At 66.2% G+C, this 21,966-nt stretch carries 19 protein-coding genes; 9 read left to right on the top strand and 10 right to left on the bottom strand.

Annotation, left to right across the window (positions count from 1 at the left end; genetic code table 11):
• The first annotated feature begins 86 nt into the window (after positions 1 to 86).
• On the top strand, positions 87 to 1,823 hold the full coding sequence (locus AC0J5K_RS07175; RefSeq protein WP_274564985.1) for a divergent polysaccharide deacetylase family protein: 1,737 nt from the start codon (positions 87 to 89) through the stop codon (positions 1,821 to 1,823).
• Positions 1,824 to 1,826: 3 nt separating this feature from the next.
• Here AC0J5K_RS07175 and AC0J5K_RS07180 read toward each other — a convergent pair whose 3' ends face one another.
• A complete protein-coding gene (locus tag AC0J5K_RS07180; RefSeq protein WP_048532024.1) occupies positions 1,827 to 2,588 on the bottom strand; it encodes a helix-turn-helix domain-containing protein in 762 nt (253 codons plus the stop codon).
• Positions 2,589 to 2,885: 297 nt separating this feature from the next.
• Here AC0J5K_RS07180 and AC0J5K_RS07185 point away from each other — a divergent pair, with 297 nt between their 5' ends.
• Positions 2,886 to 3,257, top strand: a complete 372-nt coding sequence (locus AC0J5K_RS07185; protein ID WP_148562861.1) for a hypothetical protein — start codon at positions 2,886 to 2,888, stop codon at positions 3,255 to 3,257.
• A gap of 114 nt (positions 3,258 to 3,371) precedes the next feature.
• On the opposite strand, the gene ilvN is transcribed toward AC0J5K_RS07185, so the two are convergent.
• The 3 genes from ilvN to AC0J5K_RS07200 all read right to left on the bottom strand — a co-directional run bounded on the left by ilvN (position 3,372) and on the right by AC0J5K_RS07200 (position 7,082).
• Positions 3,372 to 3,935 (bottom strand): acetolactate synthase small subunit, encoded by a 564-nt coding sequence (gene ilvN, locus AC0J5K_RS07190; RefSeq protein ID WP_048532023.1) that lies wholly within the window; start codon positions 3,933 to 3,935, stop codon positions 3,372 to 3,374.
• Between the two features lie 100 nt (positions 3,936 to 4,035).
• Positions 4,036 to 5,790, bottom strand: coding sequence for an acetolactate synthase 3 large subunit (locus AC0J5K_RS07195; protein WP_048532022.1), 1,755 nt, complete (start codon positions 5,788 to 5,790; stop codon positions 4,036 to 4,038).
• 534 nt (positions 5,791 to 6,324) lie between these two features.
• Positions 6,325 to 7,082 (bottom strand): IS5 family transposase gene (locus tag AC0J5K_RS07200; RefSeq protein WP_420398465.1). Its coding sequence is split into 2 segments (ribosomal slippage): positions 6,325 to 6,746 and positions 6,746 to 7,082, totalling 759 coding nucleotides; the frame shifts between segments, so codons are not numbered across the junction.
• Positions 7,083 to 7,239: 157 nt separating this feature from the next.
• Here AC0J5K_RS07200 and AC0J5K_RS07205 point away from each other — a divergent pair.
• From AC0J5K_RS07205 to AC0J5K_RS07225, 5 genes are all read left to right on the top strand, one after another.
• The gene (locus AC0J5K_RS07205) at positions 7,240 to 8,319 is read left to right on the top strand and encodes a TRAP transporter substrate-binding protein (protein WP_048532021.1); all 1,080 of its coding nucleotides are present in this window, start codon (positions 7,240 to 7,242) and stop codon (positions 8,317 to 8,319) included.
• Between the two features lie 113 nt (positions 8,320 to 8,432).
• The gene (locus AC0J5K_RS07210) at positions 8,433 to 9,356 is read left to right on the top strand and encodes a TRAP transporter small permease subunit (protein WP_048532020.1); all 924 of its coding nucleotides are present in this window, start codon (positions 8,433 to 8,435) and stop codon (positions 9,354 to 9,356) included.
• A gap of 12 nt (positions 9,357 to 9,368) precedes the next feature.
• Positions 9,369 to 11,723, top strand: coding sequence for a TRAP transporter large permease (locus AC0J5K_RS07215; protein ID WP_274564975.1), 2,355 nt, complete (start codon positions 9,369 to 9,371; stop codon positions 11,721 to 11,723).
• 224 nt (positions 11,724 to 11,947) lie between these two features.
• Entirely contained in the window at positions 11,948 to 12,844 is an 897-nt protein-coding gene (locus AC0J5K_RS07220; RefSeq protein WP_074836700.1) for a diacylglycerol/lipid kinase family protein, read from the top strand.
• The gene (locus AC0J5K_RS07225) at positions 12,844 to 13,647 is read left to right on the top strand and encodes a metallophosphoesterase family protein (protein ID WP_274564971.1); all 804 of its coding nucleotides are present in this window, start codon (positions 12,844 to 12,846) and stop codon (positions 13,645 to 13,647) included. The genes AC0J5K_RS07220 and AC0J5K_RS07225 overlap by 1 nt, the downstream gene beginning before the upstream one ends.
• Here AC0J5K_RS07225 and AC0J5K_RS07230 read toward each other — a convergent pair.
• The 4 genes from AC0J5K_RS07230 to AC0J5K_RS07245 form a co-directional block, all read right to left on the bottom strand.
• Positions 13,644 to 14,468 (bottom strand): arginyltransferase, encoded by an 825-nt coding sequence (locus tag AC0J5K_RS07230; RefSeq protein WP_074836704.1) that lies wholly within the window; start codon positions 14,466 to 14,468, stop codon positions 13,644 to 13,646. The two genes, AC0J5K_RS07225 and AC0J5K_RS07230, sit on opposite strands and share 4 nt — an antisense overlap.
• Positions 14,469 to 14,583: 115 nt before the next feature.
• Complete coding sequence (locus tag AC0J5K_RS07235; RefSeq protein WP_338020377.1) at positions 14,584 to 15,021, bottom strand: RDD family protein; 438 nt, start codon at positions 15,019 to 15,021, stop codon at positions 14,584 to 14,586.
• Positions 15,022 to 15,079: 58 nt separating this feature from the next.
• Positions 15,080 to 15,538, bottom strand: coding sequence for a DUF2852 domain-containing protein (locus AC0J5K_RS07240; RefSeq protein ID WP_048532015.1), 459 nt, complete (start codon positions 15,536 to 15,538; stop codon positions 15,080 to 15,082).
• A 102-nt stretch (positions 15,539 to 15,640) separates the two neighbouring features.
• Complete coding sequence (locus AC0J5K_RS07245; RefSeq protein WP_274564966.1) at positions 15,641 to 16,117, bottom strand: YbaK/EbsC family protein; 477 nt, start codon at positions 16,115 to 16,117, stop codon at positions 15,641 to 15,643.
• A 180-nt stretch (positions 16,118 to 16,297) separates the two neighbouring features.
• Here AC0J5K_RS07245 and AC0J5K_RS07250 point away from each other — a divergent pair, with 180 nt between their 5' ends.
• Together AC0J5K_RS07250 and AC0J5K_RS07255 are read left to right on the top strand one after the other, a co-directional pair.
• On the top strand, positions 16,298 to 19,081 hold the full coding sequence (locus AC0J5K_RS07250; protein WP_274564964.1) for a [protein-PII] uridylyltransferase family protein: 2,784 nt from the start codon (positions 16,298 to 16,300) through the stop codon (positions 19,079 to 19,081).
• Positions 19,078 to 19,341 (top strand): hypothetical protein, encoded by a 264-nt coding sequence (locus tag AC0J5K_RS07255; protein WP_048532012.1) that lies wholly within the window; start codon positions 19,078 to 19,080, stop codon positions 19,339 to 19,341. The genes AC0J5K_RS07250 and AC0J5K_RS07255 overlap by 4 nt, the downstream gene beginning before the upstream one ends.
• A gap of 15 nt (positions 19,342 to 19,356) precedes the next feature.
• On the opposite strand, the gene eda is transcribed toward AC0J5K_RS07255, so the two are convergent.
• Both eda and edd read right to left on the bottom strand, forming a co-directional pair.
• The gene (gene eda / locus AC0J5K_RS07260) at positions 19,357 to 20,001 is read right to left on the bottom strand and encodes a bifunctional 4-hydroxy-2-oxoglutarate aldolase/2-dehydro-3-deoxy-phosphogluconate aldolase (RefSeq protein ID WP_048532011.1); all 645 of its coding nucleotides are present in this window, start codon (positions 19,999 to 20,001) and stop codon (positions 19,357 to 19,359) included.
• A gap of 87 nt (positions 20,002 to 20,088) precedes the next feature.
• The gene (gene edd, locus AC0J5K_RS07265; protein ID WP_074836715.1) at positions 20,089 to 21,894 is read right to left on the bottom strand and encodes a phosphogluconate dehydratase; all 1,806 of its coding nucleotides are present in this window, start codon (positions 21,892 to 21,894) and stop codon (positions 20,089 to 20,091) included.
• Between the last annotated feature and the right edge of the window lie 72 nt (positions 21,895 to 21,966).

Genomic DNA, 21,966 nt, shown 5'->3' on the forward strand with positions numbered 1-21,966 from the left:
CCGCCAGCGTCAAGGGCGGTCGGGGCTTGCAGAGGGCGGCACCCGGTGAAAAAGAGGCGCGGTCCGGGATCGAGGAGTAGGCAGTCATGGCACAGAATTTCGTGGCAGGGGCGCTCGCGGGCCTTGTGGTGGCGGGCATCGGCGCGGGGACCGTTTCGGTCCTGATGGGGCCGGTGCTGTCGCCAAGTCCGGATGTGGCCGTGGTGCCCGCCGCCGGCACGCCGCCGCCCGCCGCCGCGCCAGATGCCCTGCCGCGGGCGGGCACCGGCGATGGCAGCTCGCCGCAGGCCGCCTCGCCGGGCATTCCAGAGCCCGACTCCGGAGCCGAAGAGGCGCGCGGGCTGGCCGACACCGCCTCGACCGGCCGGTCGGAAACCGGCGATGTGGCCGATCTCGGCCCCGGACCCGACGGCGAGGGCGCCGGCGAGGTGGTCGCCCGCGGCGTCTCGCCGGTGCAGCCCGGCACGCCGGGCACCCCGCCGGCGCGTCCCGAGGCGGATGAGCTGTCGATTTCCAACAACCCGGCACAGCCGGCGGCGCCGGCGGTGACCGAAGCCGCGCCCCGGCTGGGCTCGGCCGAGCCCGAGGCAGGGGCGGGGCCGGTGGCCCCCGAGGCCGAAGCGCCGGTCGGCGCCAGCGAGGCCGATCCGGCCCGCGCCCGGGCCGAGGCCGAGGCCGACGGCAGCATCGCCCCCGGTGCCCCGGCCGCCGCGCCCGAGGCCGCCGATGACACGCCGATGACCGCCGCCGCCCCGGACAGCACCGATCTGCCAGCGCCACCGGCAGCCGAACCGGAGGCGCCGCAGACCGCCGCCGCGCCGCAGGCGCCCGGCGGCGAACAGGCGCGGCCCAGCCCCGTGGTGGTGCCCGAAGAGCCGCCGGCGGTCATCGCCCTGGCGCCCGAACCCGCGGTGACCGAGGATTTGGCCCCCGTAGCGCCAGCCGCCGAAGAGGCGGTGCGAGACAGCCGGCCGGCCCGGCCGCAGGTCTCGTCGCTGATCGAGCGCGACGCGGGCGAGGATGGCCGCCCCGACATCGGCACCCCGGCCACCACGCTGACCGACCGCGCGACCGGGGTGATCGTCGGCCGCCTGCCGACACTCGACACTCCGCCCGAGACCGGGGCAGCGGCCGCGCCGCGCCGCCCGGTCGAGGCCTTCGCGGTGCCGGCGGAGGTCGACAGCGACAAGCCGCTGATGTCGATCGTGCTGATCGACGACGGCAGCACGCCGATGGGTCTCGAGGCGCTCGAGGCCTTTCCCTATCCGATCACTTTTGCCGTCGACACCGCGTGGCAGGGCGCGGCCGAGGCGATGCGCCGCTATCGCGATGCCGGGTTCGAGGTGATGGCGCTGGCCAATCTGCCCGCCGGAGCGCGGCCGCAGGATGCCGAGATCTCGCTCGGATCGGCGCTGTCGGCCGTGCCCGAGGCGGTGGCGGTGCTCGAAGGTGATGCCGGCGGATTGCAGGAAAGTCGCGAGGTCTCGGATCAGGTGGCGCGCATCCTGGCCGACAGCGGCCATGGTCTGGTGCTCTATCCGCAGGGGCTCAACACCGGCCAGGCGATCGCGGCGCGCGCCGGGGTGCCGGCGGCGACGCTGTTCCGCGACTTCGACAGCAAGGGTCAGACCGCCACGGTGATCCGCCGCTTTCTCGATCAGGCCGCCTTCAAGGCGGGGCAGGAGGGGTCGGTGATCATGCTGGGCCGGCTGCGCCCCGAGACGATCTCGGCATTGCTGATCTGGGGCTTGCAGGACCGGGCCAGCCGCGTCGCCTTTGTGCCGGTGACGCGGGTGCTGCTGCCCGAGGGGGCCGACAGCTAGGTCTCAGGCAAAGGGCTTGTCGGGGCGCAGCAGCGCCTGATCGCTTTCGCTGAGCTGGCTGAAGGTGCGGAAACCGGCGCTGCGCCCGACCTTGAGCGCCCCCGACATGCCGCGCCCGAGATGTTCCCAGACGATGCGCGCCATGCGGTGGCTGTTCTCGCTCTCATGGGTGATGCGCGCGGTAAAGCCGGTCCAAGTCCGGTTCTCGAGCGAGGGCACCCGGTGCAGGAAGGTGAAGGAGCCGCTGGTCGCCCCGCGCCGCGCCACGATCGCCGCCACACCGCGATCCTGACGAAAGAAGAAGCCGCCGAATTCGCGCCCTCGCGGGCTTTCCGGCAGGCCGACGCGCGACATCGCCTCTCGGGCCTCATGGCCGCGCACGAAACAGAAATCGCCCAGCCGATAGACATAGACCAGCGCCTCGACGAATTTCTGCTGATCCATGAAGGACCGGCGGATGAACCGATAGAAGCCGTCCGGCAGAAGTTCCTGGCCGATCTGGGTGACTTCCGGCCCGAGAAACCCGGCCAGTTCCGGGTGCTGCATCACAAAGCCCGAAGTTGTCGCTATTTGTTCCACCGGCTCGAGCAGTATGCGCGCATCAACGTCAAAGAAGGTGCAGATACGATGCAACACGTCGGGGCGAGGGAAACTCTCGCCGCTCAGGTATCGGTTGAACTGCGTGCGATTGATGCCAAGATCGCGGCACAGGGCCGAAATCGAAGGCGCGTCGCGGCAGAGATGTTTGAGATTTGCGCCGAACATGGCACGCAATTCGGCCGGGGAGGCAGAAGATCGGGACAGGGTTGTAGCAGTATTCGACAAGTTTTGCGTCTCGCAGCGTATGGTCAGGTCTATTCAGTTACAAATCGCCGGGACAACTCACGAAACCGGACGATCTGAACTCCAAATGATGCTATGCCGCGTCAGCCGACGCGAATTAGCTTCAAACCTGTACCAAGCTGGCACAAATTACAAGAGCAGGTGACCCTCTACGTACCTTCGCAAGAACGAAAATTGTGCCACATTTGTCCCCAACGAGACGCAATAAAGGTGAAGGCAATGTCACTTGGACGCATGTGCGGATTGGTGCTCTGGGCCAACTCAGACGACCAGAAAGCGGTAGTCTGGTGTGAAGATCAGGGCGATCTGGCCTTTTACGTCGAGCCGAAAGACACGGCGATGTCGGGCGTGGCGCTGGATGCCGGCGATCTGATCGAATTCGAACTGAGAGAAGACCGCCAGTTCCGCCGGGTGACCAACCCGACGCTGCTGGTGCAGGACCACGCGCCGGAGCTGGTGGCCAAGCTGGGCCGCTGCGCCAATTCCGGCGGTGTCGCGCCCTCCGGGGCGGATACAAACAGCAATGTCGTGCCCTTCCGCCGGGCGCGTGACTGGGCCAATTCGATAGCTACCACTCACGTCACGGCCTGAGAGAGGTCTCGCCGCTCTGTGGGGGCGCGGCAGACCTGAAAACGCCGCCGACGGCTTTGGGCCGCGGCGGCGTTTTTTATTGCGAGCGGCGCAAGGCCAGGCGCCGGGCGGGGATCAGTGCGATCCCCGGCTGATCGCCGCGACGCCGGTGCGCGCCACTTCGACAAGGCCCAGCGGCCGCATCAGATCGGCAAAGGCGTCGATCTTGTCGGGCGCGCCGGTGATCTGAAAGACAAAGCTTTCAAGAGTCGAATCAACCACATGCGCGCGGAACACATCCGCCAGCCGCAGCGCCTCGACCCGGTCGTCGCCCTTGCCGGCGACCTTGATCAACGCCAGCTCGCGTTCGACGGAGGGGCCTTCGACGGTCAGGTCATGCACTTCGTGCACCGGCACGATGCGGCCGAGCTGCGCCTTGATCTGTTCGATCACCTGCGGCGTGCCGGTGGTGACCACGGTGATGCGGCTGAGGTGGCCGGTATGGTCGACCTCGGCCACGGTGAGGCTCTCGATATTGTAGCCCCGGCCCGAGAACAGCCCGATCACCCGCGCCAGAACCCCGGGTTCGTTGTCGACGATGACCGCCAGGGTATGGCTTTCCTGCACGTCCGAGAAATTCGGCCGCAGGTTATAGGCGGAGTGTTTGGACGAGCCTTTTTTGATCTTTAGCGCAGACATGATCTCTTCTTCTGTTTGAAAATACCGCGTGGGGTCGACTTTGACCCGCCATTGGTCCGAGGGTCAATGTCGACAGACAGAGCCCCCGGACAGCGCATCGTCACACCATCACCGCGCCCTTGGCGCCGATGGCATCCTTGGTCGAGGCCGCGCCCAGCAGCATCTTGTTGTGCGGCTCGCCCGACGGGATCATCGGGAAGCAGTTCTCGTGCTTCTCGACCAGACAGTCGAAGATCACCGGCCCGTCATACTCGATCATTTCCATGATCGCATCGTCGAGCTCGCCGGGGTCCTTGGCCAGGATGCCCTTGGCGCCGAAGGCTTCGGCCAGCTTGACGAAATCGGGCAGCGCCTCGCTCCAGGAATGCGAATAGCGTTCGCCGTGCAGCAGCTCCTGCCACTGGCGGACCATGCCGAGACGCTCGTTGTTGAGGATGAACTGCTTGACCGGCAGGTTGAACTGCACCGCGGTGCCCATCTCCTGCATGTTCATCAGCCACGAGGCCTCGCCGGCGACATTGATCACCAGCGATTTCGGATGCGCCACCTGCACGCCGACCGAGGCCGGGAAGCCATAGCCCATGGTGCCGAGCCCGCCGGAGGTCATCCAGCGGTTGGGATCCTCGAAGCCCAGGTATTGCGCCGCCCACATCTGGTGCTGGCCGACCTCGGTGCAGATATAGCGGTCGTGCCCCTTGGTCAGCGCCTCGAGCCGTTCGAGCGCGTATTGCGGTTTGATGCCGGGGCCGTCGTTCTTGTAGCTCAGGCAGTTGACGCGCTTCCAGTCGTCGATCTGAGCCCACCACTTTTGCAGCCCCTCGCGGTTGACCTTGCGGCCGCGCGCCTTCCAGACCTTGAGCACATCCTCGAGCACATGGCCGACATCGCCGATGATCGGCATGTCGACGCGGATCACCTTGTTGATCGAGCTGGGATCGATGTCGATATGCGCCTTGCGGCTGTGCGGGCTGAAGGCATCGAGCCGGCCGGTGATCCGGTCGTCGAAGCGGGCGCCGATGTTGATCATCAGGTCGCATCCGTGCATCGCCAGGTTGGCCTCATAAAGCCCGTGCATCCCCAGCATGCCCAGCCAGTGCTTGCCCGAGGCGGGATAGGCGCCAAGGCCCATCAGCGTCGAGGTGATCGGAATGCCGGTGGCCTCGACCAGTTCGCGCAGAAGCTGGCTGGCCGCCGCGCCCGAGTTGATCACGCCGCCGCCGGTGTAGAACACCGGGCGTTCGGCGTTCTCGATCGCCTCGACCAGCTCGGTGATCGTCTCCATGTCGCCCTTCACCCGCGGCTGGTAATGGCCAAGATCGGCCTTGGCCGGCGGGGTGTACTGAGCCGAGGCAAACTGCACGTCCTTGGGAATGTCGATCAGCACCGGGCCGGGGCGGCCCTGGCAGGCGACGTGGAACCCTTCGTGGATCAGCGACGCGAGGTCCTTGGTGTCCTTCACCAGCCAGTTCATCTTGGTGCAGGGGCGGGTGATGCCGACGGTATCGGCCTCCTGAAAGGCGTCCGAGCCGATCATGAATGTCGGCACCTGGCCCGACAGCACGACGATCGGGATCGAATCCATCAGCGCATCGGTCAGCCCGGTCACCGCGTTGGTGGCGCCGGGGCCGGAGGTCACCAGCGCCACGCCCGGCTTTCCGGTCGAGCGGGCATAGCCCTCGGCGGCATGCACCGCCGCCTGTTCGTGGCGCACCAGGATGTGGCGGATCTCGTTCTGCTGGAACAGCTCGTCATAGATCGGTAGCACAGCACCGCCCGGATAGCCGAATACCGTGTCCACACCCTGATCCTTCAGGGCCTGAACCACCATCTTTGCTCCGGTCATCTGACGTGTCATCTTGTTGCTCCGTTCATGACGTCATCATTTTTTTCTTCTGCGCACAAAAAAGCCCCCGAAATTTCGGGGGCGCATGGGGTACCGTTCAGGGTGTCCGTTACCGGCCCATGCGCCACTTGCCTACTACGACGACTAGACGTGTCATTGAATGCGTCCTTCCTTGTGCGTGGGCGCGACACTAGGTGAGGGCGGCAGGAGGGTCAACCGCTGTTTGACGGGTTTTCTTTGCAAATATTGCCCGGCGAGCCGATCTGGCGACAGGAATGCAAAGTTTCCCGGAGTGGCGGCCTGGTCTGGAAAACGGTGCGCCGGTCGCGCCGCCGCTCGGGAATTTCCGCCGGCCGAACCTGTGAGCGTTACCGGTCATTTAACAAGATAAATATGTCTGAAATACAGGCACTTGCCTGCCGCAACGGCAGCTTTCCGGGGGTGGGGCGCGCTGCCTTCAAACCCCTTCGGATGCAAGTCGAAAAAATGTCCAATCCGGAAATTGTGGGTATTTACACATGGCGACACAGCCGCTAGGGTCAGGATTCATAACCAATAGATGACAATAGCTGCGAGGGCTATGGCAGAGAGGAATACCTTTGGACAGCGGTCATAGCGGGTCGCGACGCGCCTCCAGTCCTTGAGCCTTCCGAACATGATCTCGATGCGGTTGCGCCGCTTGTATCGGCGCTTGTCGTATTTGACCGGGGTCTTGCGTTGCTTTCGACCTGGGATGCAGGCGCGTATCCCTTTGTCTTTCAACGCTTCCCGGAACCAGTCGGCATCGTAGCCGCGATCCCCGAGCAGCCAATTGACTTTTGGAAGGCCGCTGAGCAATGCCCGCGCGCCGATGTAATCGCTGACCTGACCGGCGGTGACGAACAGGTCGAGCGGGCGCCCCTGACTGTCGCAGATGGCGTGCAGTTTGGTGTTCATGCCGCCCTTGGTGCGACCGATCAGGCGACCACGCCCCCTTTTTTCACGCCCAGGCTGGACGCCGTGCGATGTGCCTTCAGGTAGGTCGCATCGATCATCACTGTATTCTTCTCGCCGTGCAGGGCGGCCAGACCCGCCATCATCCGCGCGAAGATGCCTTTCTCGCTCCAACGCTTCCATCGGCTGTAGAGCGTCTTGTGCGGGCCGTAGGCGGCAGGAGCGTCACGCCAGCGCAAGCCATTACGATTGATAAAGATTATGCCGCTCAACACACGCTTGTCGTCAACGCGCGGCTTTCCGTGCGATTTCGGAAAGAAGGGCTTCAGACGCGCCATCTGCGCGTCGGTCAGCCAGAAAAGATCGCTCATGTCACAGCTCCGTTTTAAGAGCCGTGAATCACGCGGTGCGGCCGAAATCAATGCATCCTGAGCCTAACCTCCGCCTCGTTACCAACGATCCGCCATGCTGCGACCGGCGCAGGCCGCTGGCAGGAGCGTGGCAATCAAAAAACCATGGGAGGTATGAATGGATCGTCGTTCATTTCTGAAGAATTCCGCACTTGGCGGCACCGCGGCCGCGGCCACTACGCTGGCCGCCCCGGCTTATGCCCAGGGCAAGCGCACCCTGCGTCTGGTCACCTCGGTGCCCGAGGGCTTTGCCGTGTTTGACGACGCCGCGCAGTATTTCACCGACGCGGTCAACGCGATGTCGGAAAACATCACCATCCAGAAGAACCCGGCCGGCACCCTCGTGGGCGCCTTCGAGGTGTTCGACGCGGTGACCGCCGGTCAGGCCGATCTGTATCACTCGGCCGACTACTACTTCGGCGGCCAGCACCCGGGCTACTATTTCTTCACGGCCGTGCCGTTCGGCGGCACCGGCCAGGAGCTGATGAACTGGTATCTGCACGACGGCGGCGCCGAGCTGCATGACGAGCTGGGCGAGATCTTCGGCCTGAAGTCCTTCCTCGCGGGCAACACCGGGCTTCAGCCGGGCGGTTGGTTCAACAAGGAAATCAACTCGGCCGAAGACCTTCAGGGCCTCAAGTTCCGCATGCCGGGCCTCGGCGGCCGCGCGCTGGGCCTCACCGGCGCCTCGGTACAGAACGTGCCGGGCGGCGAGATCTATCAGGCCCTGTCTTCGGGCTCGATCGACGGTGCCGAGTGGATCGGTCCCTTCGCCGACGAACGCCTCGGCCTGCAAGAGGTCTGCGAATTCTACTACACCGCCGGTTTCCACGAGCCGGGCTCGGCGCTGTCCTGTGCCTTCAACCGCGACGTCTTCAACGAGCTGGACGCCGCCGATCAGAAGATCGTCGAGATCGCGGCGCAGGCCACCCACCACTGGTCGCTCGCCCAGAGCTATGCCAACAACGCGGCGGCGCTCGAGCGTCTGCAATCGGGCGGCACCAAGCTGATGACCTTCCCCGACGACGTCTGGGAAGCTTTCGGCAAGGGCTCGCAAGAGGCGCTCGACGAGCATATGGGCGACGAGCTCTATGCCCGCATCCGCGAAAGCTTCAACGCCTCGCTGAAGAAATCGTCGAAATGGACCTCGGTTTCCGACGACGCCTATCGCCAGCAGCGCGACCGCGTCCTGGGCTGATCGTTCCGACACTTCACTGAAAAAGGTCCCCGGCATCCGTGCCGGGGGCTTTGCTGTACCGACGGCACGGGCCAGAGGCCCGGCCGGACACGGGGATATCGAAAGGGGGCACGATGCTGGACGGTCTTGTTTGGGCGCTGCAAAACCTTGTGCTGGCGTTTTTCAATTTCGCCAACGCGCTGATAAACTGGGACCAGTGGATGAGCTGGACCGGCGGGATGGAAACACCCGAGGACAAGCAGGCGCTGATGCGCTTCATCTACTACGGCGGGTCGACAGAATTTTTCTTTGTCGTCTTCACCCTGTTCCTCGTGATCTTCCTGGTCGGCCTCTGGAGCCGGAAGTTCCTCTGGGGCGTGGTGATCGGGCTCGAAGGATTTGCCAATGGCATCGGACGGTTCTTTGCCTGGGCCGGGATCCTGATGGTGATCCAGCAGATCCTGATCGTCTTCAACCAGCGGATTTTCGCGACGCCGGAAATTTCGCTGGGCTTCGGTTCTGTGCTGACCCGCGACATCAGCTGGTGGGCCGAGGAGCTCAAGCTCTATAACGCGATGATCGTGGCGCTCTGTGTCACCTACACCTTTGTCCAGGGCGGGCATGTGCGCGTCGACCTGATCTATTCCGCGATCTCGTTCCGCGCCAAACGACTGGTCGACATGGTGGGCTGTATGATCTTCATGATCCCGGCGGCGGTGCTGACCTGGATGTACGGCTGGTACTTCCTGTGGCGGCATCTGGTGGTGCCCAAACCCTCGGCCTCGGACACGCTCGACCGGCTGATCGCCAAGGCGCGCGCGCTGCGCTGGAACGTTGAGACCATCGGCTTTTCGCCGAACGGCTTCGACGCCTATTTCCTCTTTAAAGTCCTGCTCGTGGCCTATGCCGGGCTGGTCTTCATCCACGGCTGGGCGTTCTTCTACCGATCCTACCTGGAATGGCGCGAAGGACCTGAGAGCGAACACAAATACCTCGACCGGGACGTGCTTGGCAGCGACGAAGCCGAACTCGTTCACGCGATCGAAGAACATCACTAAGGGGCAGGGTACATGCTATTCGGACTTGATGGCGTCGAGATCGGCCTGATCATCGTCTTCCTCTGCCTCTTCGGGGGCATTCTTTCCGGCTTTCCGGTGGCCTTTGCCATCGGCGGCGCCGGCATCATCTCATTCGGCATCATTGCCGCGCTCGACAGCGCCGGGCTGCTGCTGCACCAGGCGATCGACACCGGATCGGCGATGTATGCCGATCTGGTGGCGCAGGGGGTGCGGCCGGAGTCGATATCGACCTTCCGATACCCGGATCTGCCCAGATACAGCGAACCGGTATTCCCGCGCGGCTGGGAAGTGGCGCTCGACCGCAACATCTCTTTCGTGGTCAACCGGATGAACGAACGCGTTCTGGCCGGCCAATCGATCGAGACGCTGCTGGCGGTGGCGATGTTCGTGCTGATGGGCATCACGCTGGAGCGGTCGCGGATCGCCAATGACCTGTTGACCACCATGGCGCGGGTCTTCGGCCCGCTGCCCGGCGGCCTCGCCGTCTCGGTGGTTGTGGTGGGGGCCTTCCTGGCCGCCTCGACCGGGATCGTCGGTGCCACCGTGGTGACCATGGGTCTGCTGTCCCTGCCCACCATGCTGCGCGCCGGCTATTCGCCACAGCTCGCCACCGGCGTGATTGCCGCCTCGGGCACGCTGGGGCAGATCATTCCGCCGTCGATCGTCATCGTCCTTCTGGGCACGCTGGCGGGCGATCTCTATTCCGCCGCGCAGGAAGAGCGCGCGACGCTGGCCGGCTGTACCGATGCCCTGACCTTCCTGGGCGAACCGGCGGTGGTCTCGGTCGGTACGCTGTTCCAGGCGGCGCTGCTGCCGGGCATCCTTCTGGCCGGGCTCTACGGGCTTTATGCCTTCGGCTACGCGCTGGTGAACCCCTCCAAGGCCCCGGCGGTTGAACTGGGCGACGGCGGCTCCGAGCCGGTGACCCGGGGCGAGGCGATGACCTGGTTCCTCGGTGTGCCGGCGCTGCTGATCGTCGGCATGCTGGCGCTGGGGCAGGTTGGCGTGATCGGTTCGCAGGATGTGACCGTCGACACCTATTCCGACGCGGGTGAAACCGCCAGCCTGCGCACCAACGTAGGCGAGCAGTGCCGCGCGTCGATGATCGATCTGCACGGCCAGGCTGCCTGGGACCGGGCGGTCGCCGAACAGCAGGCGATCAACGAGGCGGGCGGTGTCGAACAGGCGCGCGCGCTGAGCGAAGAGGAACGCGACGCCCTGCGCGACGCCAAGATCGCCAACAGCCCGGTGATCGGCACCGGCGTGGCGGTGGGTTTCCTGCTGCTGGCGCTGGCGCTCAGCGTGGCGCGGGGGGTGTCGCCCACCGCTGAGCCGCTGCCGCTGATTGTCGGCGCGGCAGGGGTGGCGTTGGCACTGCTGTTCGACGCGCTCTTCATCTCGCCGCTGGCCAGCGCGGGCGTGACCTTCCTGATCCTGTTGGTGCCCCTGGCGCTGACGCTCTGGGGCGTGCGCTACGCAACCGGCATCCTGTCGCAGAACGAGCTTTTGCGCGTGGTCTTCCCGCCGCTGGTGCTGATCGTCGCCGTGCTCGGCTCGATCCTCGGCGGCATCACCAACCCGACGCCGGCGGCCGCGCTTGGTGCGGGCGGGGCGATCATGCTGGCGGCCTATCGCAAGCTGGCGGACGAGAACCGGTCGGGCAAGCTGATCATCTGGACCACCTTCGCGGTGGTGATCATGATCCTCGTCGGCATCAACTTCGATCTGCGGGTCGGGCTGGCCGACGTGGCGCTGGAAAGCTGGATCGCCTATGTCGTGGCGCAGGCGGCCTATCTGTTTGCCATCTTCGGGCTGTTCTATGCGCTCTGGGTGCTCTTTGCCGGCGGGGTGCTGACCCCGGTGGTGCGCGAGACGGCCAAGGTGACCTCGATGGTCTTTACCATCCTGATCGGCTCGCAGCTCTTGAACCTCGTGGTGATCAGCTTCGGCGGCGAGCATTACATCCAGACCTTCCTTCAGAGCTTCGACAACGAGTTCAAGGTCTTCCTGATCGTGATGCTGGTGCTCTTCGTGCTGGGCTTCGTGCTCGACTTCCTCGAGATCATTTACATCGTGATCCCGATCGTCGGGCCGGTGATCTATGGCGGCACCTTCGATCCGAAATGGGTGACGATCATGATCGCGGTCAACCTTCAGACCTCCTTCCTGACACCGCCCTTCGGCTTTGCGCTCTTCTACCTGCGCGGCGTGGCGCCCAAGGAGGTGACCACGGGGCACATCTATCAGGGCGTGTTGCCCTTCGTGCTGATCCAGGTGGTGGGGATCGCGATCCTGTGGTTCTTCCCGGCGATCGTGACCATCGTGCCGGATCTGATCCCGAACTAGGGTCGTTTCAAGGAAATCGGAAAGGCCGGGCTCAGCGCCCGGCCTTTTTTGTTGCGGGTGGGGCAGGGTGATGGGTTGGAAACCCGTCCCAAGGGGGGCGATTTGCCCTCCGGCCGCGCGGTGTTCCGAAAGGGAGGTGCGCCGCACCGTGGCCCGGCGATGGAACCGAGGCCGGTCTCGCGCATTGTTTCGGCGAGGCTGGAAACCACGGACAGTGACCGCAAATGCGCGCATGTATCATTCTCAATCCCGCGTCGGGGCGCGGCGACCACAGGGGTGACGCAATCCGCGCCGCCGCGGCGAAATTCCCCGGGGTCGAAATTCGTGAGGTGCCGTCCCCGTCGAAGCTGGGCGACACCGTCGACACCGCCTTGGCCGAAGGCTGCGATCCGATCATCGCCGCCGGCGGCGATGGCACCATCGGCGCCCTGGCCGCCGCCCTGGCCGGCACCGACGTCGCGCTGGGAATCCTGCCGATGGGCACCTTCAACTATTTCGCGCGCAGCCTGGGCCTGCCGGAAGACCCGGAACAGGCGCTGACCGCGGCGCTCGAGGGCGACACCCGCGCGGTCTCTGTCGGCGAGGTGAACGGCCGGGTCTTTCTCAACAACGCCAGCCTCGGCGCCTATGCCTCGGTGCTCAGCGTGCGCGAAAGCATCTACAAGAACTGGGGCCGCAGCCGGTTGGCGGCCTATTGGTCGGTGATCGTGGCGATGACGACGATCTACAAGTCGCTCAAAATGACGATCACCGTCGACGGCAAGACCCACCGGGTGAAATCGCCAATGGCCTTTGTCGCGATCAGCGCCTATCAGCTTGAGCAGTTCGATCTCGACGGCGCCGATGCGGTCTCTGACGGCAAGCTGGCGTTGTTGGTGGCGCGCGACGTCGGCCGGCTGCATCTGTTGTGGCGGGCGGTGCGCATCTTCTTTCGCGGCGCCCGCTCGGGCACCGATTACGTACTGCTGACCGGCGAGGACATCACCATCGAAACCAAGCGCAGCAAACGCCTGATCGCCCATGACGGCGAAAAGGAGCGCATGCCGGGCCCCTATCGCTTTCACCTGAGGAAAGACGCCCTGACGGTCCGTGTGCCGCGCCCGACCGACGGGGTGCGGTGATGCGACTGGCCCTGCTCTCGGATCTGCATTTCGGCCGGGCCAGCCCCGAGCTGGTGCCGCCGCTGCTTGCCGCGCTGGAACGGGCCGCGCCCGATCACATCGTCATCGCCGGCGATTTCGTGCAGCGCGCCCGGGCCAGCCAATACGACATGGCGCGCAGCTTCGTCGATCGGCTGCCAGCGCCCTGGCTCGCGGTGCCCGGCAACCACGACATTCCGCTGTTCAACCTGCTGGCCCGGGTGGCCTGGCCGCGCCGCGCCTATCGCCGCTGGATCGCCGACGACACAGAGCCGATGCTGGTGACCGACAGCTGCGCCATCCTCGGTCTCGACACCACCCACCGCTGGAGCCGGCAGGGCGGGCGGGTCGATCCGGCCCAGATCGAGCGTGTCGCCGGCTTCATCCGCGAGCATGCGGCCGACCGGGTGGTGCTCATCGCCGCCCACCATCCGTTTCACCAGGGTGCCGAGATCGCCAAGAAGCTGATGCGCGGTGCGCCACGGGCGCTCGAGGCCTGGGCCGAAGCGGGGCCGCATGTGATCCTCACCGGCCATCTGCACCGCTGGCTGGTCGAGCCCTTCGTCTCGCGCAAGAACCGGTCGGCCACCTTGCAGGTGCACTGCGGCACCGGGCTCTCGACCCGCCTGCGCGGCGAGCCGAACGAATTCGCCCTGATCGAGATCCATGATCACGCGGTGGAAATCCGCCGCATGGTGGCCGAGGGCGCCGAAACCGGCTTTGACGCGGCCGGACGCTGGTGTTTTGTGATCGAAGCGGGCGACTGGGCGCTGTCCGAGGACTAGCGGCCTCTGGGGCTCAGGTCGGGCAGTGAGATATTGGCGACCTGTTCGGCAATCGGATCGGTCGACAGCGGATGGTGATCGGCGTCATAATCCTGCGGGTTCCGCATCCGGGTCCAACGCCCGCCGCGATAGACCTCGAGACCGGCGAATTTTGCCTTGTAGCCCATCTTGGGGCTGCCCGGCACCCAATACCCGAGGTAGACATAAGGCAGGCCGGCCTCGCGCGCGATTTCGATGTGATCGAGGATCATGTAGGTGCCGAGGCTCTGGCGCGGCAGTTCGGGCTTGTAGAAGGAATAGACCATGCTCAGCCCGTCATCGAGCACATCGGTCAGGCAGACCGCCGTCAGGTCGTCGTCGGCCTCGCGGTCGGTGTATTCGACGACCCGGCTGCGAATCGGCGTCTCTTCGATCATCGCGGCGAATTCAAACACATCCATGTCGGCCATGCCGCCTTCGGCATGACGGCTCTCGAGATAGCTGCGGAACAGGTCGTATTGCTCGTCGGTGGCCCAGGGCGAGGTCGCCCGGCGGTCGAGGTGGGCATTGCGGCGCAGGGTGCGCTTCTGGCTTCTGGAAGGGGCGAAATCCGCCACCGAGATCCGCGCCGACATGCAGGCGGCGCAATCGGTGCAGGACGGCCGGTAGAGCACGTTCTGCGACCGCCGAAAGCCCTGTTTCGACAGGCTGTCATTGAGCTTTTCCGCGCTTTCGCCCTGCAAGGCGGTGAACAGCTTCCGTTCCAGCCGCCCGTCGAGATAGGGGCAGGGCTGCGGAGCCGTCACGTAGAATTGTGGCGCGAGTGGAAGCGTATGGCGCATGTGGACATCCCTGAGCTTCCCAGAAGATAACAACGAATATCGCCGCCGCCAAGCGCAAGACTGGGGCGGCGGCGGTCCTTTGCGTGGCGGGCCTCGGGCGGCACCGGCGGCGGGCTCAGATCCGGCGGTTCACCATCACCGTGCCAAGCACCATGTCGGTCAGGCCCTGGCCGCGCTCCGAGGTCAGCATCAGCACCACGGACCCCAGCTGCACCAGCGCCATCAGGCAGCTCAGATAATAGCCCAGCGTGTGCAGAAAGGCGCCGCCCAGGTCGAGCCTTTCGCCCCGCGCATTGCGCAATTCGACCGACATCACCCGCATGCCCAGCGTCGCCGAGCCGCCGGCAAGGGTCATCACGCGATAGGCAAAGCCCAGAGCCGCATAAAGAAAGGGCAGGAAAAACAGGCCGATAAAGGCGGTGAACGGCAGCGCGATCAGCGTCAGGCCCAGGATCAGGCCGACATCGATCATCCAGGCCATCAGCCGCTTGGGGGCGATATCGGCGTAGAACTCGGGCTGATACTGCGGATCGGGCAGGGCGGCGGTATGCATCATGTCCTCCGTTGGCAAGGGTGGCCCCCTTCGGGGGACCACCCGGTCATGCTCTGGCTCAGGCGTCGCGACGGTCGTCGTCATCGGCGCTGTCTTCGGCGCGGGCCTTGCGGGCGTCGCGGGCGCGCTCGTCCATGAACTGGTCGAATTCGGCCTTGTCCTTGGCGGCGCGCAGCCGTTCGAGGAAGGCCTCGAAGCTCTCCTGTTCCTCCTGGAGCCGGCGCAGGGTCTCTTCCTTGTAGGCGTCAAAGGCGCTGTTGCCCGAGGGTTTCATCGCGTTCCAGCGCGCCGCGTGGCGGCTGTGACGGCGGGAAGACATGCTGCATTTTCCAAACATGCGTTTGCTCCAGATCATATAGGCAAGAAGGGCGAGGCCGACGGGCCAGAAAAAGATGAAGCCCAGGACCATCGCAGCAATCCAGGCACCTCTGCCCTTGCTGTCGAGCCAGGCCTCGCTGCGCGAGAACCAGCCCTGGGTGGACCGGATCGGGTGGACTTCGGTGGCGACGGTTGTCATCGGGGCTCTCCGTTGTTGGGTTCAATGTGAATGCTCTTCACATCACAACAGATGGGAAGCCGGTCCCCGGGGCGCAAGCCTCCATGTGAATGTTTTTTACATTTATTTTGACTCTACAACGAAATCAGATACTTGAGCCCCGGTCAGCGGCTGCAATTCCGCCGAAGGCATGGCAAAGACATGCCGCGGCGTGCCGCCTGCGGCCCAGACCTCGGCAAAGGCCTGCAAGCGCGGATCGAGAAAGGCGCGGATCGGAGCGAGATGGCCGATCGGCGCCACCCCGCCGATGGCAAAGCCGGTCTGCGCCCGGATCAGCGCCGCATCCGCCTTGCCCAGCGGCTCGCCGGCCAGGGCGCTGGCCTTGGCGCCATCCACCCGGTTGCCGCCGGCGGTGAGAAACAGGATCGCGGCGCCGCTCGCCTCGCCGCGAAAGATGATCGACTTGGCGATCTGGTCGATATGGCAGCCGACGGCATCGGCCGCCTCCTCCGCGGTGCGCGACTGGCCCACCTCGACGATCTCGGTCTCGATCCCGGCCTCTGCCAGGGCGCGCGCCACCCGTTTCAGCGATTTGCTCATGTCAGCCTCCTGTCTCACCGTCACAAACGCAAAACGCCGGCCGGGGTCAAGCGGGCTCCGGTCTTCCTCTTGCCGGAAATACCTCGGGGGAGGCCGCAGGCCGGGGGCAGCGCCCCCTGTGATCCCGCCGGTCCCAAGCGCCACTTGACGGGGTCCCGCCCCCATGCACAACGTGGCGGCATGAATTTCGCCAGCCGCATCACCCGCTTGCCCCATCCCTTCGAGCCCGACCGCGGCGCCGAGACCCGCGCGCTCTTTCCCGGGGTCGAGCAGGGGGTCGGTGATCTTCTGGCCGGCACCGGCGGATGCAGCCCCTATCTCAAAGGACTCTGCGAAAAGGAGCAGGCCTGGCTGGCGCCGGCCCTCTACGATGCCGAAGCGGCAATCGAGGCGCTCTTCGACACGCTTCGCGCCACCGCCCCGGATCAGCTCGCCTCGGCGCTGCGGCGGGGCAAGCGCCGGGTGGCGCTCTTGGCAGGGCTTGCCGATCTCGGCGGTGTCTGGTCGCTGGAAGAGGTCACCGGCACGCTGACCCGCTTTGCCGATCTCGCCACCCACCTGGCGATCCGCGCCTGCGTCGGCCACGAGCTGCGCCGCGGCAAGATCCCCGGCAAGACCGAGGAGGATGCCGAAACCGGCGCCGGCATGGTGGCGCTGGCGATGGGCAAGATGGGCGCGCATGAGCTGAACTATTCCTCCGACATCGACCTGATCTGCCTGTTCGACGAGAGCCAGTTCGAACGCGACGATTATCACGAGGCCCGCGCCGCGCTGATCCGGGCCACCCGCAAGATGGCGGCGATGCTCAACGACCAGACCGGCGAGGGCTATGTCTTCCGCACCGACCTGCGGCTGCGGCCGGATGCCTCGGTCACTCCGGTCTGCATGACGATGGAGGCCGCCGAACGCTATTACGAAAGCCTCGGCCGCACCTGGGAACGCGCCGCCTATATCAAGGCCCGCGCCTGTGCCGGCGATATCGCGGCGGGCGAGCGGTTCCTGCATACGCTGCGGCCCTTCGTCTGGCGCCGGCACCTGGATTTCGCCGCCATTCAGGACGCCCATGACATGCGGCTGCGGATTCGCGAGCACAAGGGGCTGGGCGGGCCGATCACCCTGCCAGGGCACAACATGAAGCTCGGCCGTGGCGGCATCCGCGAGATCGAGTTCTTCACCCAGACCCAGCAGATCATCGCCGGCGGCCGCGATCCCGATCTGCGGGTGCGCGGCACCGTCGAGGGGCTGGCGGTGCTGGCGGACAAGGCGTGGATCCCCGACGATCTGGCGCAGCTGCTGACCGACCATTACCGCTGTCACCGCGAGGTCGAGCACCGGCTCCAGATGGTGGCCGATGCCCAGACCCAGACCCTGCCCACCAGCCAGGAGGGCTTCGACCGCATCGCCGCGATGATGGGCACCGACCGCGTCGCGCTCGAGGCCGATCTGATGGCCCGGCTGACAGAGGTTCACGAAAGCACCGAGGGTTTCTTCGCACCCGATCCCGAAACCGAGCCCGGCGCCCCCGAGACCGAGTTCGACAGCGGTGTCACCAGCCGCTGGCGCAGCTATGCGGCGCTGCGCAGCCCGCGCGCGGTCGAGATCTTCACCCGCATCCGCCCCGAGATCCTGCGCCGCCTGGCCGAGACCGCGCGGCCCGACGATGCGCTCAATGCCTTTGACGGGTTCCTGTCGGGGCTGCCTGCCGGGGTGCAGCTGTTTTCGCTCTTCGAGGCCAATCCGCAGCTCATCGACCTGCTGGTCGACATCGCCGGCACCTCGCCGGCGCTGGCGAAATACCTGTCACGCAATTCCTCGGTCTTCGACGCGGTGATCGGCGGCGATTTCTTTGCCGACTGGCCCGGCACCGAGGCGCTGACCGAGGAGCTGGCCGAAGTGCTGGCGCGCGAGGGCGATTACGAACGCAAGCTCGACGCGGCGCGACGCTGGGCCAAGGAATGGCATTTCCGTATCGGCGTGCATCACCTGCGCGGGCTGATCGATGCCCGTCGGGCCGGGGCGCAATATGCCGACCTGGCCAGTGCCAACCTCGCCGCGCTCTGGCCCGAGGTGGTGGCGCAGTTCAGCCTCAAGCACGGAGACCCGCCGGGCCGCGGCGCGGTGGTGCTGGGCATGGGCAGCCTCGGCGCCGGGCGGCTGACCTCGGCGTCGGATCTCGACCTGATCGTGATCTATGACGCCGAGGGGGTGGAACAGTCGCAGGGCCGCCGCCCGCTGGCGGCGCGCACCTACTACGCCCGGCTGACCCAGGCGCTGGTGACCGCGATGACCGCGCCGATGGCCGAGGGACGGCTCTACGAGGTCGACATGCGGCTGCGGCCCTCGGGGACGCAGGGCCCGGTGGCCACCTCCTGGCAGAGTTTCGAGAACTACCAGCGCAACGAGGCCTGGGTCTGGGAGCATCTGGCGCTGACCCGGGCGCGGGCGGTGGCCGGCACCGCGGCGCTGGGGGCCGATGTCGAGGCGCTGCGCCGCGATCTGCTGGGGCAACGCCCGCGCGCCGAGGTGCTGCGCGAGGTGGCGAAGATGCGGGCGCGGATCGCCGCCGCGAAATCGCCCGATGGCCCGCTCGACGCCAAGATCGGCCCCGGCCGGATGCAGGACATCGAACTTCTGGCTCAGGCCGGCGCGCTGATCGACGGCTGCGCCGTACGCAGCACCTCCGAGGGGCTGGCGGCGGCGGCCCGGGCCGGGGTGATTTCGGCGGCGTCGGCGGGGTATCTGACCGAGGCTTATGCCTTGCAGGGGGCCTTGCAGATGGCCTCGCGGCTGTTGAGCGAGCGGGCTTTGGACCCCGAAACGCTTGCCGGCGGCGGCGCGGGCTTCGTGCTGCGCGAATGCGGTGCCGAGACGCTGAGCGATCTCGGCGGGATGTTGGCGGATTTCCGGGATCAGGCGGATCAGGCGATCAGCGCCGCGCTGCCCGGGTTGGAGGAGGTGTCATGAGCAAGGGCGATGCATTGGATCCGCGCGGGCTGATCCACGAAAGCTATCGGATGGAGGGGATCACCGAAGGCGAATGCCGGTCGATCTTTCTCGACTGGGCCTTGGCGGTGGAGGGCGATGTCACCACCACCATCGATGCGCTGCTGGAGCGTCACGGCCAAGCCCACCCGGACCACCCGATGACAGGCGTTCTGCGCGAAGGCCGCGCCCCGGCCGCAAAACCGCGCCGCCGGGGCGGCTGGCGGTCGCGCGACCGGTAAGGCCCGGCGGGCGGCTCAGCCGCGGGCCAGGGCGGCCGCTTCGCGGGCCAGTTCCTCGATGGCTTTCCAGTCGCCGGCCTGCACCAGGTTTTTCGGCGCGACCCAGCTGCCGCCGCAGCAGAGCACGTTCGACAGGCCCAGGTAATCCGGCGCGTTCTTCAGCGAGATGCCGCCGGTCGGGCAGAACTTGATCTGCGGCAGCGGCGCGCCGATCGAACCCAGCGCCTTGGCGCCGCCGTTGGCCTCGGCGGGAAAGAACTTCTGCACGGTATAGCCGCGTTCCAGCAGGCGCAGCGCCTCGGTGGTGGTGGCCGCGCCGGGCAGGGTGGGCAAATCGGCCGCTTCGACGGCGTCGAGCAGCCGGTCGGTGCAGCCCGGTGTCACGCCAAAGCGCGCGCCGGCCGTCTTGGCGTTCTGCACGTCTTCCGGCGTCAGCAGGGTGCCGGCGCCGACCACGCCGCCCTCGACCTTGGCCATCTCGCGGATCACGTCGAGCGCGGCCGGCGTCCGCAGGGTGACCTCGAGCGCCGGCAGTCCGCCCGCGACCAGCGCCTCGGCCAGCGGCCGGGCATGGGCCACGTCCTCGACCACGAGCACCGGCACCACAGGTGCGCGGCGGCAGAGGGCTTCGGTTTCCTTGGAGGCGTCTTGCGGGGTCATGTCACTGGGACCTTTCTGCTTGGGGCCGGAGCTGCGGCCGGCGGCGGGGCTGCGTATTTGACAAGAGAAGAAGCACGGGAGCGACGATTAGACAACCACCGCCGCGCCATTGGAGGCAAGACCGACGTTCTGGCGGAAGGCCTCGAAGAGCTCGCGTCCGACGCCATGGCCATTGCCGGTGATATCGGCCACCACCGCCTCGCGGCTGTCGAAATTCTCGACCAGCGCCTCGATCCTGCCATTGGTGGCATCGACCCGGACGATATCGCCGTCGCGCAGCTTGGCCAGCGGGCCGCCGGCGGCGGCCTCGGGCGAGATGTGGATCGCCGAGGGCACCTTGCCGGAGGCGCCCGACATCCGGCCATCGGTGACCAGCGCCACCTTGAGCCCGCGGTCTTGCAGCACCGCAAGTGTCGGGGTCAGCCCGTGCAGTTCCGGCATGCCGTTGGATTTCGGCCCCTGAAAGCGGACGACAATCACGGTGTCGGAGGTGAATTCGCCGTTCTTGAAGGCCTGTTTCACCGAGGCCTGATCGTGGAACACGCGGGCCGGCGCCTCGATGATGTGACGTTCGGGAGCCACGGCCGAGACCTTCATCATGCCATGGCCGAGGTTGCCGTACATCTGCTTGAGCCCGCCGGTCGGCTGAAAGGCCTCGCCCACCGGGCGCAGGATCTTGTCGTTCTGGGTCACCTTGGCACCGTCTTCCCAGACCAGCGTGCCGTCCTTGATCTTGGGTTCCTGGGCATAGGCTGCGAGCCCGCTGCCCATCACCGTGGTGGTATCGTCATGCAGCAGTCCCGCGTCGAGCAGCTCGCCGATCATGAAGCCGAGCCCGCCGGCGGCGTGGAAATGGTTCACATCGGCCAGCCCGTTGGGATAGACCTTGGCCATCAGCGGCACGACGCTCGAGATCGCGTCGAAATCCTCGAGCTCGAGTTCGACGCCCGCCGCCCGCGCCATCGCCGGCAGGTGCAGCACCAGGTTGGTCGAGCCGCCGGTCGCCATCAGCCCGACGATGCCGTTGACAAAGGCTTTTTCGTCCAGCACGTCGCAGACCGGGGTATATTGGTTGCCCAGCGCGGTGATCGCCAGCGCGCGTTCGGTTGCCGCCTCGGTCAGCGCCTCGCGCAGCGCGGTGCCGGGGTTGACAAAGCTGGTGCCGGGCAGGTGCAGCCCCATGAACTCCATCAGCATCTGGTTGGTATTGGCGGTGCCGTAGAATGTGCAGGTGCCCGGCCCGTGATACGAGGCCATCTCGGCCTTCATCAACTCGTCCCGGCCGACCTCGCCGGTGGCGAATTTCTGCCGCACCTTGGATTTTTCGTCATTCGGCAGCCCCGAGGTCATCGGCCCGGCCGGGATGAACAGCCCGGGAATATAGCCGAAAGTGGCGGCGGCGATGATCAGACCGGGCACGATCTTGTCGCAGACCCCGAGGTAAACGGCGGCGTCATAGGTGTTGTGCGACAGCGAAACCCCGGTGGCCAGCGCGATCACGTCCCGCGAGAACAGTGACAATTCCATGCCCACCTGACCCTGGGTCACCCCGTCGCACATCGCCGGCACGCCGCCCGAGACCTGCGCCGTGCCGCCGGCGCGCCGGGCGGCCGCCTTGATCAGCTGCGGATAGGTCTCGAAGGGCTGGTGCGCCGAGAGCATGTCGTTATAGGCGGTGATGATTCCCAGGTTGGGCTTTTGCGAGGCCGCGAGGGCGTCCTTGTCCTCCTCCAGCGCGGCATAGGCATGGGCCTGGTTGCCACAGCTCAGATGGCCGCGGCGCGGGCCCTCCTCGGCGGCGCGGCGCATCTTGTCGAGATAGCCGGCGCGGCGCGCCTCGGAGCGTTTGCGGATCTTGTCGGTGACATCGGCAATGATGGCGTTCAGGGTCATGCTGGCTCCTATCGCGGCGGCAGGTCTGTCGCGGCTGTTAGCGCTAACTTCCTGGGTCTTCTAGCTGGCCGG

The organism is Marinovum sp. E3, assembly GCF_055755275.1.

Bases quoted from the DNA above. Each gene is read 5' to 3' on its own strand.
- AC0J5K_RS07215 (WP_274564975.1), top strand. From the start codon at position 9,369: ATGCTATTCGGACTTGATGGCGTCGAGATCGGCCTGATCATCGTCTTC.
- AC0J5K_RS07220 (WP_074836700.1), top strand. From the start codon at position 11,948: ATGCGCGCATGTATCATTCTCAATCCCGCGTCGGGGCGCGGCGACCAC.
- AC0J5K_RS07225 (WP_274564971.1), top strand. From the start codon at position 12,844: ATGCGACTGGCCCTGCTCTCGGATCTGCATTTCGGCCGGGCCAGCCCC.
- eda (WP_048532011.1), bottom strand. From the start codon at position 20,001: ATGACCCCGCAAGACGCCTCCAAGGAAACCGAAGCCCTCTGCCGCCGC.
- ilvN (WP_048532023.1), bottom strand. From the start codon at position 3,935: ATGTCTGCGCTAAAGATCAAAAAAGGCTCGTCCAAACACTCCGCCTAT.
- AC0J5K_RS07235 (WP_338020377.1), bottom strand. From the start codon at position 15,021: ATGCATACCGCCGCCCTGCCCGATCCGCAGTATCAGCCCGAGTTCTAC.
- AC0J5K_RS07205 (WP_048532021.1), top strand. From the start codon at position 7,240: ATGGATCGTCGTTCATTTCTGAAGAATTCCGCACTTGGCGGCACCGCG.
- AC0J5K_RS07255 (WP_048532012.1), top strand. From the start codon at position 19,078: ATGAGCAAGGGCGATGCATTGGATCCGCGCGGGCTGATCCACGAAAGC.
- AC0J5K_RS07250 (WP_274564964.1), top strand. From the start codon at position 16,298: ATGAATTTCGCCAGCCGCATCACCCGCTTGCCCCATCCCTTCGAGCCC.
- edd (WP_074836715.1), bottom strand. From the start codon at position 21,894: ATGACCCTGAACGCCATCATTGCCGATGTCACCGACAAGATCCGCAAA.
- AC0J5K_RS07210 (WP_048532020.1), top strand. From the start codon at position 8,433: ATGCTGGACGGTCTTGTTTGGGCGCTGCAAAACCTTGTGCTGGCGTTT.
- AC0J5K_RS07185 (WP_148562861.1), top strand. From the start codon at position 2,886: ATGTCACTTGGACGCATGTGCGGATTGGTGCTCTGGGCCAACTCAGAC.
- AC0J5K_RS07195 (WP_048532022.1), bottom strand. From the start codon at position 5,790: ATGACACGTCAGATGACCGGAGCAAAGATGGTGGTTCAGGCCCTGAAG.
- AC0J5K_RS07175 (WP_274564985.1), top strand. From the start codon at position 87: ATGGCACAGAATTTCGTGGCAGGGGCGCTCGCGGGCCTTGTGGTGGCG.
- AC0J5K_RS07230 (WP_074836704.1), bottom strand. From the start codon at position 14,468: ATGCGCCATACGCTTCCACTCGCGCCACAATTCTACGTGACGGCTCCG.
- AC0J5K_RS07180 (WP_048532024.1), bottom strand. From the start codon at position 2,588: ATGTTCGGCGCAAATCTCAAACATCTCTGCCGCGACGCGCCTTCGATT.
- AC0J5K_RS07240 (WP_048532015.1), bottom strand. From the start codon at position 15,538: ATGACAACCGTCGCCACCGAAGTCCACCCGATCCGGTCCACCCAGGGC.
- AC0J5K_RS07245 (WP_274564966.1), bottom strand. From the start codon at position 16,117: ATGAGCAAATCGCTGAAACGGGTGGCGCGCGCCCTGGCAGAGGCCGGG.